Origin of the sequence: Thalassoroseus pseudoceratinae (genome assembly GCF_011634775.1) — a bacterium.
In the GTDB taxonomy this organism is placed as follows: Bacteria; Planctomycetota; Planctomycetia; order Planctomycetales; family Planctomycetaceae; genus Thalassoroseus; species Thalassoroseus pseudoceratinae.
Genome location: NZ_JAALXT010000006.1, coordinates 155281 through 167624 on the forward strand (window position 1 = coordinate 155281; position 12344 = coordinate 167624).

At 55.1% G+C, this 12344-nt stretch carries 11 protein-coding genes; 6 read left to right on the forward strand and 5 right to left on the reverse strand.

What is annotated here, in order from left to right; translation table 11 throughout:
* Nucleotides 1-98 precede the first annotated feature (98 nt).
* Together rpsA and G6R38_RS21210 are read left to right on the forward strand one after the other, a co-directional pair.
* The gene (gene rpsA / locus G6R38_RS21205; RefSeq protein ID WP_166830787.1) at nucleotides 99-2033 is read left to right on the forward strand and encodes a 30S ribosomal protein S1; all 1935 of its coding nucleotides are present in this window, start codon (nucleotides 99-101) and stop codon (nucleotides 2031-2033) included.
* Between the two features lie 599 nt (nucleotides 2034-2632).
* On the forward strand, nucleotides 2633-3622 hold the full coding sequence (locus G6R38_RS21210; RefSeq protein WP_166830788.1) for a hypothetical protein: 990 nt from the start codon (nucleotides 2633-2635) through the stop codon (nucleotides 3620-3622).
* A 95-nt stretch (nucleotides 3623-3717) separates the two neighbouring features.
* Here G6R38_RS21210 and G6R38_RS21215 read toward each other — a convergent pair whose 3' ends face one another.
* Together G6R38_RS21215 and G6R38_RS21220 are read right to left on the reverse strand one after the other, a co-directional pair.
* Entirely contained in the window at nucleotides 3718-5073 is a 1356-nt protein-coding gene (locus tag G6R38_RS21215; RefSeq protein ID WP_166830789.1) for an NAD(P)/FAD-dependent oxidoreductase, read from the reverse strand.
* A gap of 184 nt (nucleotides 5074-5257) precedes the next feature.
* On the reverse strand, nucleotides 5258-6517 hold the full coding sequence (locus G6R38_RS21220) for a formylglycine-generating enzyme family protein (protein ID WP_166830790.1): 1260 nt from the start codon (nucleotides 6515-6517) through the stop codon (nucleotides 5258-5260).
* Nucleotides 6518-6728: 211 nt separating this feature from the next.
* Here G6R38_RS21220 and G6R38_RS21225 point away from each other — a divergent pair, with 211 nt between their 5' ends.
* Nucleotides 6729-7424, forward strand: coding sequence for an HPP family protein (locus tag G6R38_RS21225; protein ID WP_166830791.1), 696 nt, complete (start codon nucleotides 6729-6731; stop codon nucleotides 7422-7424).
* Nucleotides 7425-7579: 155 nt separating this feature from the next.
* Nucleotides 7580-7834: a hypothetical protein gene (locus tag G6R38_RS21230; protein WP_166830792.1), complete on the forward strand. Its 255-nt coding sequence runs from the start codon at nucleotides 7580-7582 to the stop codon at nucleotides 7832-7834.
* Nucleotides 7835-7862: 28 nt separating this feature from the next.
* Here G6R38_RS21230 and G6R38_RS21235 read toward each other — a convergent pair whose 3' ends face one another.
* Both G6R38_RS21235 and G6R38_RS21240 read right to left on the reverse strand, forming a co-directional pair.
* Entirely contained in the window at nucleotides 7863-8351 is a 489-nt protein-coding gene (locus G6R38_RS21235) for a hypothetical protein (protein ID WP_166830793.1), read from the reverse strand.
* 217 nt (nucleotides 8352-8568) lie between these two features.
* On the reverse strand, nucleotides 8569-10848 hold the full coding sequence (locus G6R38_RS21240) for an NfeD family protein (protein WP_166830794.1): 2280 nt from the start codon (nucleotides 10846-10848) through the stop codon (nucleotides 8569-8571).
* Between the two features lie 205 nt (nucleotides 10849-11053).
* On the opposite strand from G6R38_RS21240, the gene G6R38_RS21245 reads away from it, so the two are divergent.
* Nucleotides 11054-11446 (forward strand): ATP-dependent Clp protease adaptor ClpS, encoded by a 393-nt coding sequence (locus G6R38_RS21245; protein WP_166830795.1) that lies wholly within the window; start codon nucleotides 11054-11056, stop codon nucleotides 11444-11446.
* A 48-nt stretch (nucleotides 11447-11494) separates the two neighbouring features.
* Nucleotides 11495-12046: a Uma2 family endonuclease gene (locus G6R38_RS21250; RefSeq protein ID WP_166830796.1), complete on the forward strand. Its 552-nt coding sequence runs from the start codon at nucleotides 11495-11497 to the stop codon at nucleotides 12044-12046.
* Nucleotides 12047-12050: 4 nt separating this feature from the next.
* Here the strand turns inward: G6R38_RS21250 and G6R38_RS21255 are convergent, their stop codons facing one another.
* Nucleotides 12051-12296, reverse strand: coding sequence for a hypothetical protein (locus G6R38_RS21255; protein WP_166830797.1), 246 nt, complete (start codon nucleotides 12294-12296; stop codon nucleotides 12051-12053).
* Nucleotides 12297-12344 lie beyond the last annotated feature (48 nt).

Sequence of the window (12344 nt, forward strand, 5' to 3'; positions counted from 1 at the left end):
TGGGGGATCAGTCCTAACGCTTGACGGTTCGCAGCGTTCGGAAAACCGGTTTCTACGGTTTTACCTGCGGATTGAACGGGAACGGAACACATCGCGGTATGGTTGACAGGAACCTCATTCGGCAGTTTGCAGTTGAAGATGACGCTCTCGAGGATATCTTCAAAGACTTGGGAGATAACCTCGACGATTGGGATGACGTCGTTGTTGGCGATGCTCCAGACGTCAATACCATCGTGGAAGGTAAAGTCCTTCGCATCGAAGGTGACGATGTCCTCATTGACATCGGTTACAAAAGCGAAGGCATTGTCCCGCTCGATGAATGGTCGGAAGACCCAGAAGAGCCCAAACCAGGCGATACCTGCGAAGTGTTGCTGGAAGAAGTCGAAGACGACTTTGGCTTGATCATGCTTTCCAAGCGGAAAGCCGACCGCATCCGGGAGTGGGAAAAGGTCATCAACGCCCACGACGAAGGCGACGTCGTCACCGGCAACGTTGTGCGGAAGATCAAAGGCGGTTTGCTCGTCAATATCGGCGTCAACGTCTTTCTCCCGGCCAGCCAAGTCGATATTCGCCGGCCTCGCGATATCGCCGACTACATTGGCAAAGATATCGAGTGCCAGATTCTCAAAATCGACGAAAGCCGACGGAACATCGTTGTCTCGCGGCGTAAACTCATCGAAGACCGCCGCCGCGTTGCGAAAGAGGAATTGCTTTCGCAAATCGAAGAAGGCGACGTCCGCAACGGCGTGGTCAAGAACATCGCCGACTTCGGTGCCTTCGTCGACCTTGGTGGTATCGACGGTTTGCTGCACATTACCGACATGAGTTGGGGCCGCATCGGTCACCCAACCGAAAAGGTGAAGATCGACGAGCAAATCGAAGTCAAGATCCTCAATATCGACCGGGAACGCGAGAAGATCGCTCTCGGCATGAAACAGCTTCAGCCCAGTCCTTGGGACAATGTGGCCGAGAAATACCCCGTCGGCGAGAAAGTTCGCGGCGAAGTGGTCAATATCATGACCTACGGGGCATTCGTGAAGTTGGAAGACGGCATCGAAGGTTTGGTTCACATTTCCGAAATGTCTTGGACCAAACGCATCAATCACCCGAGTGAATTGGTCAGCATCGGTGATGAAATCGACGTCGTTGTCTTGGGTATCAATACCGACAAGCAGGAAATTTCGCTCGGTATGAAGCAAACCCAAGCCAACCCTTGGGATCATGTCGCCGAGAAATACCCCACCGGTACCAAGATCGAGGGTACGGTTCGCAACCTCACGAACTACGGTGCGTTTGTTGAGTTGGAAGAAGGCGTCGACGGGTTGCTGCACGTCAGTGATATGTCGCACACCCGAAAGATTTCCCACGCCAACGAGATGCTCAAGAAAGGCGATGCCATCAGCTGTATCGTGCTTTCGGTCGACGAAGATCGCAAACGGATCGCACTCGGCATGAAGCAACTCGAAAACGATCCGTGGGAAACGACCATCCCCGACAAATACCGCCCCGGTACGATTGTCACCGGCCAAGTCACGAAGATCACCAACTTCGGTGTGTTCGTGCAACTCGAGCCGGAACTCGAAGGCTTGCTGCACATCTCGGAACTCTCGGACGACAAGATCGAGAACGCCGAAGAAGTCGTCAAAGTCGACGAGGAAATCGAAGTTCGTATCCTGCGAGTCGATATCGAAGATCGCAAGATTGGCCTCAGCCGGAAACTCGAAGGCGACTTGGAAGAAATCGAACAAGAAGCCGCCGCGACGACTGCCGGTGCTAAACCAGAAGGTGGCCGAGCAGTCAGCGAACCACTGCTGGGTGGAACCGGTGGAGGTGCTGGTCCCTTGTTCCAAATGCCAATCGGTGGCGAGCAACCGGCCGAATCAGAAGCAGCCCCCGCGGAGTCCGAAGCAGCTGCTGAGGAGTCGGGAACGGCCGAAACACCTGCCGAAGCTGTGGAAGAGTCCGCGGAATCGGCCTCTGAAGAAGCTAGCAGCGACTTGGATGACGACGATCCAACGATCACTCAGTCGTAATTCGACGTGAACTGATTGCTCTAAGTGACATCTGAACCGGTTATCGGGCCCTCCCGATAGCCGGTTTTTTCGTGTTCGGACGGCTGTTCAGACCGCCTTTGACGACCATCTACACGCTCCTACCGAGGGTTGGCAGGTTCGATCCGCACATTCCCAACTTGTGTTTCAATTCGAAAACTCGTCGCAGACCACCCAGATTTGGCCAAAATCACGGCAATCGGCCGCTCGCGGGGCATTCTGAGGCCGTAAAGTTTTCCTAACCGGACCAGGCGTCACAATCATCACGATGGTTGACGTAACTATTTTGGGATTTAGCAACTTAAGAAGTTCAAGGGTGTTTCGAGTTGCCGCCGATACCACTCACCAGCCCCGCAGAACCCGCTTCTGCGAGACAATCAAAAAGTCAGAAACAACCCTTCGGTGTACTGTCGGAAAATGGAGAGCGGCCTGGCCGTGAGTTTCCGACACCGAAAGGGATGCCAAAGCAGGGCCGCCTGCGAAGTCGCGACCCAAGGCACACCTAACGCGGCTGTCACCTCCGCTTCGGCGGTGCGGTCTGTGCAGACACCTGCTTCGATTCCAAGGGAAGGATACGAAACATGCGATGGATCCGTTGTTTTAGCGTCGCGAGCCTGATGGTTGTCGGACTCGCTGCTCAGTCTCAAGCAGGACTGTTCGACTGCTTCGGCAAGAAGGAAGCCGAATGCGGTTGTGCCGCTCCTGCCCCGGTTTGCACAACCGGCTCAGCTTGTGCTCCGAAAACCGTTTGCAGCACGAAACCGGTTTGCGGTGACTCCGCTTGTGCTCCGAAAGGTTGTGCTACCACATCGAAGTCACGTGGATTGTTCTCTTGCTTCAGCAAGAAAGACGACAAAGGCTGTGCACCTGTCGGATGTGCTCCGGCAAACGGTTGTGTCAAAGAACCAACCTGTGCCACACCGGCCAAGAAAGGTCTCTTCTCTTGCTTCAGCAAGAAAGACAAAGGCTGTGCACCAGCTGGTTGTGCTCCTGCCTGCAGTGCTCCTGCAGCCGTGTGCACCAAAGCACCAACCTGTGCCGCACCGGCCAAAAAAGGTCTCTTCTCCTGCTTCAGCAAGAAAGATGACAAAGGCTGTGCACCTGTTGGATGTGCTCCGACGAACGGTTGCGTCAAAGAACCAACCTGTGCCACACCGGCCAAAAAAGGTCTCTTCTCTTGCTTCAGCAAGAAAGACAAAGGCTGTGCAACCGAACCGACCTGTGCGGCTCCTTGCAACGCCTCGGTTTGTGCTCCTGTGCGAGTTAGTAAGCCCGTCTGCACGACCGCTACGAACTGCCGCAACATGAAGCCTGGCTGCACGACCACCGCTTGCGGTGCCTGTGCTGCTTGCAACACCCGGACTGCCTACGCTCCGGCTGGCACGATGGCCAAGAAACCTGCAACGAAAGTTGCCGTCACTCCGAACAAAAGCGGTGCGAAAAGCATCCAACCGCTTCCTTCCGCTCCTCCGAAACCAGCTGCCGGAAACTACTTCCCCAGCCGAATTCAAGAGCAACAACCAACCGCTCGTCGGGAGCAACTGAACGACCTGTTCGGCGTGCAAAAGTAATCGATAACCAACTCACCTGATCGACGGCTTTCCAACCGTCGTCCTCCAGAAGCGGCTGCCGAGTTCTCTCGGTAGCCGTTTTTTTCATTGGCACATCAGGAAGAAACGTTCTCAGCAACGGGCGATTTCACCGAGTCCGTTTCTTGTTCGGCCTCCACTCGCGGTGTGGTTTCCCAATTTGGAGCAACTCCCGTAATCAAGCGGGCCGACCGATTAAACGTGATGTAGTTCCACGCCCACTGAAACAATACCAGCAACCGATTCTGAAACTGAACGATCTGAATTAGGTGAATCACCAACCACATCATCCAGGCCATGAACCCGGTGAATTTCCAGCCTTTGATATCCGCAATCGCCGAACCGCGTCCGATTGTCGCCATCGTGCCACGATCTTTGTACCGGAACGGTGACACATCCTGCTCGTTCTTCAAAGCGGATTGAATCACGCTCGCAACGTATTTGCCTTCCTGAATCGCAACCGGCGCCAAGCCCGGCAACGCTTGACCGTCTTCGGAGTCCACGCGAGCCAAATCGCCGATGACGAATATCTCAGGATGCTTCGGAACTCGCAAATCCGGTTCGACGATCAATCGACCACTCCGATCCGTTGAGGCATCGGTCGCTTCCGCGAGCGCATTCCCCAATGGTGATCCTTGCACGCCCGCTGCCCAAATGATTGTATGACAGGCAATCTTTTCGACATCGTCGTTGCATTTCAGCGTCACCGAAGTCGGGGTGATTTCCGTCACCATCTGATTCGTGCGGACATCGATGTTGCGTTTCTCGAGATCAGCGAGCGCCCGATCGGATAATTTCGGCGGATAACTCGACAACACTGCCGGTCCCGCATCGACCAGCAAAATCCGTGCATCCGATGGATCGATATGCCGAAATTCGGATTTCAATGTGTGACGGGCAATCTCAGCCAACGTTCCGGCGAGTTCCGTGCCGGTCGGGCCAGCCCCGACGATCACAAAGGTCAGCCATTGTCTCCGTTTGATGGGGTTGAGTTCGCGTTCGGCATTTTCGAAGGCGGACAAGATGCGTCGTCGAATCTCCAACGCATCCTCGATGCTCTTCAAACCGGGGGCGTAATTCTTCCAGCGATCTCGCCCGAAGTAGTTGTACTCCGCTCCCGTCGCGACCACGAGCATGTCGTAAGCGAGTTCACCGTCCTTGAGAATCACCTTGCGATTGTCCGGATCGAATCCCGTCACTTCCGCGAGTTGCACTTCGCAATTCTTCTGCCGACGAAAAACACTTCGCAGCGGAGCCGCAATGTTCGCCGGCGACAACCCGCCCGTCGCCACCTGATACAACAGCGGCTGAAACAAATGGTGATTGTGCCGATCGAGCAGCGTGATATCAACGTCCGCCTTCCGCAGCGACCGCACCACATTCAGCCCGGCAAACCCGCCACCGACCACAACCACATGTTGACGTTCGCTCACGAATCTCCAGCTCCCTATTTGAAGTCTTCCAACGTCGGAAATTATAGAGAGCAAGTGCGGTAATCAACCGTAGTGATTCGCAACCGAAGCTGCCTTGCGGTCTTTTGTGTCTCAGAGGCCACACAAAGAATTGTGTTTCGAGGCCTCCACGATCTAGCCCCACGCCCGTTCAGAGCCAACTGCCCTAACGATTTGCATTCGCACTCACTGCCGCATTCGGTTTCGTTTCCGGCAGTTTGACGGGCAGGACACAGCGGAAACCGACGTCGGGCAGTTGATCGGTCGAGCGGCCGTGATCGCGTCGCCAGACAATCCAATCCGTGGCCGATCCTTTGATGACATGATGGAAGTCCGGCTTTCCGGATTTGGGTCCGGTCCAATCGGTGAGTGGTGAGCCATCCGCTTTGGCAGCCGATCCAAAGGCGTCTTCTCGATACCAATCCGCACACCACTCCCGCGCATTGCCGGCTAAATCGTGAATTCCGTAGATGCTGACGTCGTTGCGGAACGATTGGACGGGATCGATCTGGCCGGGTTTTCGCGACCGAGACCAGAACGGCTTTTCGCTCCCCCAGGGATAGCGATACCCCTGCGTCCCCCGGGCGGCTTTTTCCCATTGGGCTTCGGTCGGAAGTTTCTTGCCACCGAAAGCCTGCCCGCACCACTTCGCATACGATTCCGCGTCTCGCCACGAAACCCCCAAAGCTGGATGGTTATCGGGATCCTTCTCGTTGATGGCTTCGTCTGGTTTGCGGCCGCGAATTGCTTTCGCGGCGGCGGCGTGAAACTTCTCGTATTGGGCGACGGTCACTTCGTGAATGTCCATGTAGAAGTGACCGACCTCCACTGCAAGTTGTGGTTGCGTGTTGGCCTCTCCGCCGCGTGTTCCGAGCAGAGATGCTCCCGCAGGCACGAGGGCCATCTCCATGCCATCAACTTGTGTACGAATGCGCCAGGGCAAACCGTCTTTGTCAAAACCGGCCGACTCGATGATTTCGATTGTCGGCGGAATCTTCAACTCGGGATTCAATACCCCCCGTTGTTCGGGCTCCGATGACTCGGGGAACTCAAGTCGAAAGGTGCTTGAATCGAATCCGTTTTGCGGGACTTCCGCGACGAACCGATTGGCATTTTCCGACTCGGGTGCGATCTTGAAGTCTTTGCCGGGTGGTGAATCCTTCAAAATTGTGAACGAATTGGGCGGTGGAGGCGGAGTTTCCTTCGGTGCCGTCGGCCGTTGCGGTCGTTGAGGCGGATTCACAACGGGTGACCGCACCGTGGGAACTGATGGCACTGTCGGAACTCGCGGTTGTGGTCTCGCTGGCGGTGACTGCGCTGGAGCCGACTGGTTGACTGCTTCCTCATCACCTCCGCCGCAACCGGCCAAGCTGAAAGCCAATCCAACGATGAGAGCAGCAATTCCGATGGTTGAGCGATTCCACATGGTTGTTCGTTTACTGAGTTCAAAGTTCCGGTTTTCACATCTTCAGTATCGCCATCGAATCCGGATCTCACAATCCATTCGGTGAAGACGTCTTCACAAATCCGTCAGCCATCTGCCGGGAATCGGAATGAACCCTGGAATCTCAACGGCAAAATCACGATGATTTGCGGGAACCACCACCGAAGTGATTTCGGATGAAAGGACAATCGCGGTGCGAGTGCTTTACGGACGACAACTACGCGAACTCGCGGAAAAGGTCGAGCAGGAATTCTTTCGCATCGAGCGGGAGAGCTTCTGGCGATCCGGGCTGATCAACGGCCTCATCGCGGGCATCGCGGTCGGGTTGGTGGCGTGGGCCGTCGCTGCGGTCGAGCAAAATTACTTCGAGATCGACCAGAACGACTTGCTCCTGTTTGCCTGCTTGGGTTCGTCGGCGGCTTCCGTTGTCTTTGCCCCGCTGCAAAAAACGAACAGTCTACGCTCCATCACGCTGGCCTATGCGTTATCCGCATTGGTGTGCATGTTGTTGTTCGGACTCCGAGACTACCTCGGCAACGACGAACGCTACTTTCCGATTCCCGTGCAGTGCGCCTTGGCGGTAGCGTTGTCGATCTCGTTCATGCGATGGGCTCAAGCGATGCATCCGGCGGCCGTGGGAAGCGGAATGGCGTTTGTGATCTTCCACCGTGAAGTGGTCAGTCTGTTACTCTTGATGCTGGCCGTTGTGACGTTGATTATCACCGTCAAAATCTTTGCCTACATCTACCTAGAGGAACTCGCGTTCAAAAACTTCTGGCGCGAGTTCACTCGGAATTACTACGGGAAAGAACTCCGCGTCTCCGTGGACAAACAGGGACCGGCCGAGGAAATCACCGTCACGTCCGACCCGCAAGGCGACGAGAATTGATAAGTCCTGTGAGCAAAGGGGGAATCCGAATGTCGACGCGTTACTCACAAACGATGAGGCTCAATGGCATCATGTGTGAGGTCACGTGCTACGGGAGGGATAACGACTGGCTCTGTCGCGTGACCCCCAAAAGTTCGAAACCGAAGCCGAAAGACATGACGGACGGTTACTCCCCACCAAACGATGATTGCCTGCTCTGGATTCGGTCATTTCAACATCATGTACTTATCACCGGCTCCGTAAGAAAATCCTTGCTTCCTCGTAGTGCACAACTTGATTTGTTTCTGGATCGTTTGCAGAAAATGCTTCCTATCGACGATGTTCAACCAGCCGTCACGATCGAAGTGATCGGAAAAACAAGAAATTGGGTGCACCGTTTTAATGGCGAGCAGGACGACACTCGTTATTAATACCGAACTCAATAGGCCACCAATGCACTCAATCGCGAAGTTTCCGCAAACCGAGCAGATACCACGTCGCCATTGTGATGAGCAGCACGCAACCGGCCATGAGTGCTGACTGGCCGATGGGTGGGCCGATTCGCTGAAGAGTTTCGTATTGCCACGAATTAGGGTCATTCATCGCCGCCGTTCCCAACATCACCAAGCCGGTTCCCAGTCCAATGATCGCCGAGAAACACAAGCGGCTGACAAATAAATAAAGCCGTCGAACCGATCGTTTTCCAAACGCCCCGAGCGATTGACCGGCGCGAAGCAGCCTCTCGCCGATTGCTTGCCAGTTGATTTCGAAGTGCTCGACTTCATCGCCGTAACCACCAAACTGCCCCGACCTCCACAGCAAAAACGTACCGGCACCGCCGGCGGCAATCACGCCCAAGACCAACGGGAATTCCTCGTCGAGAATGCCGCAGGCTGCGAACACGGCGACGGCGCCCAACAGCAAACCGGCACCGACTCGGCGAACCATTATAGTGAAATGCCCGGATGTCGAATCGTATGATTGGCTCGGCGAACCTAGCGGTTCAGATGGGGAATCCGAAAAAGCAGAGGACGGATACATGGTTCGACCTTTCATGAGGATCCAGTGGCGAGGGTCCAGGCACCAGAGCCGGAATTCAAAACCGAAGGATCGGATCGTTTTTCTGGCCCTCGACCCTGGTCACTCGCCCCTTGACCAATCCAGATTACGCTTCACGGACAATCACGCGGTTGCCTTCCACGCGTACGACTTCGATGGGGGTGCCCGTGTCGATGTAGCCGCCATCGCTAACGACATCGACCAACCGCCCATCGAGCAGCGCTTTGCCCGCCGGTCGCAACGTCGTTTGGGCTTTGCCGGCCAGACCAACCAGATCGGCACCGGGGCCGTCGTTGATCAAATCCGGACGGAGTTGCGGACCGTCGGCGGTGAGTGGGCTGCCCGGTGGTGTGAGGATCATCGCTCCCATAATTGGCATATGAGGCAAGAACCGATTGAGCACCACCGCGATCAAGATCACCGCCCCGATCGACAAACTTACCGTCGTCAAATTTCGAGCGAGCAAGACCATATCGCGACCTGGTTCGGAGTGCCCGAACGTTTGGCTGGCCATCACAACGGACATCAACAACAACACGCCGCCGGAAATCCCGAACACACCGAAACCGGGCATCACGAAGATTTCGAGAGCCATCAGAATCAGTCCGAAGACGAACAAAATCACTTCCAGCCAACCGGCGGTTCCGCCCATGTATTTGCTCCAGAAGAACAACGCAAAGAACAACGCGGAGGCAATAGCCATCACGCCGGTCATAAAGTGCAATTCGATGAACAGACAAATCATCGCCAACGTCAATAGCGTCCCCGTCCAAGCCGGATTGTTGAGGTTGAACACCATCGAATCGACCCAGGTTTCCTCCATCGGAATCAGTTTCTGATCCGGCGGCACACCGAGTCGCTCTTTAAGTTCACTCTCATCCGCCACCGGCGGTTCCGCGAGTTTGTACTTGTGTGCCTCGGTTCCGTTGATGGTCAGCAGCAATTCTTTTCGAGACTCCGGAACGATCGCCCCCCGAATCCATTCTCCATTCGAGGCGTGAATTTCGTCCTCGGTCATGAACCAAACGGCTCCCGTGTCCCGATTTTTGACTTCATAAACTTCCAAGTTGCGATCGACCATCGACTTCATAATTGCAGCTGGTCGGTTCTTTTTCTCGGCGAGTTCTTGCATCAGCTTCCGCATGTAGCTGACAATCTTTTCCCCAGCATGTTCAAACGCTTGGCCGGGTCGTAACTCGATCGGTCCCGCATCGCCGATTTTCGCGTGCGGTTGCATGTAGAGTTCATCGCAGGCCAGCGAAATCACGGCGGCAGCACTGATGGCGTCTCGGGGAACGTACGCGACGGTGCGGACCGTTTCCCGGTCGAGATCGGAAATTGTGTAGGCAATTTCCTGCATCGCATCCAGATGACCGCCGGGGGAATCAACTTCGAAAACGAGCAAGTTTGCCCCCTGCCCGATCGCCCGTTGCACCTGTCGTTTGATGAACGCCGCTTGCGGGCCGTCAATCACGCCGTCGATTCGCAGCAGTCGCACTTTTAATTCGCCACCGAGCGTGGCATCCTCGCGAAGTGCCGACTTCGGCAGATCGTACAGGTCCGCCAAATCCGCTCGTGATTCGGCCGTCTGCGTGACGAGCACGTCCCAATCGCGTGCTGTCTTCCCTGTGAACACACCTTTCATTCCCGCATCGAGAAGTGTTCGCGGTTCCACGGTGGTCTTCGTTTCTTGCAAGCTACGAAGGTTCTCGCTGGTCACAACCTCCGTTTGTGGCGGTGCGTCTTTGGTTTCGCGATACTTCACCTTGAGCAGACTCACCGAGGGGTCCATCATCTTCAAAGCAACCGCTTCGGAAACCTTCGGGTTATGCCCTTTCCGCACCAAACTCAAAACATCACCCTGCTCCTCTTTGTCGAGTGGTGCACCTCGGCCGATGTCGCCAAGTTCCGCATCGGGGTGCATGATGATCTCGCGACAACCGAGTGCCAAAACAACATTATTTCCGGTCACGTCTTCGGGAACCCAAGCCACGGTCGTCACCGAAGAAACTTCCGTCGACGTCAGGAATCTTGCCAATCCCTGAACTTGGTAGAACGGACTGGTTCCCGGCGTGATCTCCAACACCAATACCCCCGACTGCCCACGTCGCTCGGCTTCGCTTTGCAGATTTAATGCTGCATTCCGGACCCGAGCGAACTGAGCATCACCGAGCGGACTGCGGATCTTCAAATACAACGCAGGTCGCTGAGTGGAATCCTCGTCAACGGATGAATCGGTTTCTTCACTCGGCGGATTGGTAGCGGTTTCGGCCGTTTGGTCGGGTGGTGGATCATCCGCAAAGACCGTGGAAACGCCCCACGTCAAAACGCAGGTCGCAAATAGAGCGGCCACGAAATTCCGCAGGAAAGGCAGTGATCGTTCCATCGCGGACACCGTTATAATGAGATTCTTCATAGTTCTTGAACGCAGTCATTATACACCCGCCGGAAAATGCGGGTCAAATCGCGGTTTGTGAATCTTGATCAGTCGCCTCTTGACAACCTTGCAGGTTGATTGATCATCATAGATGTATCCATACTAGACAATTCCCGAGCTCATCGGGTTCTTAGACCTCAGGAGAGAGTGTTATATGCCGGAGTTTCCCTCCGAAGCCGCCGACACGGCCGTTATCGAAGAACCACTCGTTCGTCCGAGTGCCGAACCGAAAAAAAAGCCGGAGGAGGACACCAAAAACCGAACCAAACGGCAGCCTCCGTATGCCGTCATCGTGCATGATGACGACCTGCACACGTACGAATACGTGATTGAATGTTTGCAAAAAGTGTTCGGCTACCAACTGGAAAAAGCGTTCTCCCTGACGCGTGAAATTGACAAAGCAGGTCGAGCGGTGGTTTGGTCAGGAGCGTTGGAAGTGGCCGAGTTGAAACGCGACCAAATCCGCAACTTCGGCGACGATTTATACGCCTCCGTCCCGGTCAAGTTTCCACTAGGCGTCACCATCGAACCTCTCCCCGGCGATTGACGGATCGTCCCCGCACCTGTGTGAACGCATCTTTGGAAAGAAAAGTTCATGGCAACCCAGCAAAAATTACTCACCGCCGAGGAGTTTTTCGAAACCACTCCGTCGACGGAGTTCTGTGAGCTAATTCAGGGAGAGGTCGTTTCGATGAATCCACCAGGACATCGACATGGTCATATTATCATCCGAATCGGCCAGCACCTGCAGAACTACGTGGACCAACACGACGTTGGTCACGTTTCCGGTGCGGATTCCGGCGTGATCACCGAGCGTGATCCCGATACGGTTCGCGGGGCGGATGTGATGTTTCACAGTTACGATCGCATTCCGAAGGGTGCGGAAATCGTGCGGTATCCGACCGTCTCGCCGAACGTGGTTTTCGAAGTCCGTTCGCCGAGCGATCGTTGGCCGAACATTCACGAGAAAGTCACCGAGTATCTTCAAGCTGGCGTGGATTGCGTCGTCGTGCTCGATCCCGAAGACCAAACCGCCCGGTTATTCTACACCGACCGAGGCAGCGAAACCCTCACCGCCGAAGAAGAACTCACATTACCCGCTCCGCTCGGCGCCTTTCGTGAACGTGTCTCGCGATTCTTTGCGTAAGTCCCTACGAGTCTTGATCCGGCTTGGGTTCAATGAGTTCGCCGTTTTCGTCGTAGTCGAGAATCTCCTCCGGCGGAATGTGCATGACTTTCCCGTCTCGGTAACCCACCACCGATCGCCCCATCAACTTGTGCTCGCGCATGGCTTTGCCAAGACTGCGATTCATGGCGGCAGTAACGGCTTCAATATCGGCTAACCGACGCTGAATTTCTGAAGAGCTTGGTTTGTTATCGTCATCCATGACATTCATGATAATGCAAGCCGATCGCGGATACACAAAAAAAGCCGCCAGTTGGAA

Bases quoted from the DNA above. Each gene is read 5' to 3' on its own strand.
- rpsA (WP_166830787.1), top strand. From the start codon at position 99: ATGGTTGACAGGAACCTCATTCGGCAGTTTGCAGTTGAAGATGACGCT.
- G6R38_RS21210 (WP_166830788.1), top strand. From the start codon at position 2,633: ATGCGATGGATCCGTTGTTTTAGCGTCGCGAGCCTGATGGTTGTCGGA.
- G6R38_RS21220 (WP_166830790.1), bottom strand. From the start codon at position 6,517: ATGTGGAATCGCTCAACCATCGGAATTGCTGCTCTCATCGTTGGATTG.
- G6R38_RS21230 (WP_166830792.1), top strand. From the start codon at position 7,580: ATGACGGACGGTTACTCCCCACCAAACGATGATTGCCTGCTCTGGATT.
- G6R38_RS21235 (WP_166830793.1), bottom strand. From the start codon at position 8,351: ATGGTTCGCCGAGTCGGTGCCGGTTTGCTGTTGGGCGCCGTCGCCGTG.
- G6R38_RS21240 (WP_166830794.1), bottom strand. From the start codon at position 10,848: ATGGAACGATCACTGCCTTTCCTGCGGAATTTCGTGGCCGCTCTATTT.
- G6R38_RS21245 (WP_166830795.1), top strand. From the start codon at position 11,054: ATGCCGGAGTTTCCCTCCGAAGCCGCCGACACGGCCGTTATCGAAGAA.
- G6R38_RS21250 (WP_166830796.1), top strand. From the start codon at position 11,495: ATGGCAACCCAGCAAAAATTACTCACCGCCGAGGAGTTTTTCGAAACC.
- G6R38_RS21255 (WP_166830797.1), bottom strand. From the start codon at position 12,296: ATGAATGTCATGGATGACGATAACAAACCAAGCTCTTCAGAAATTCAG.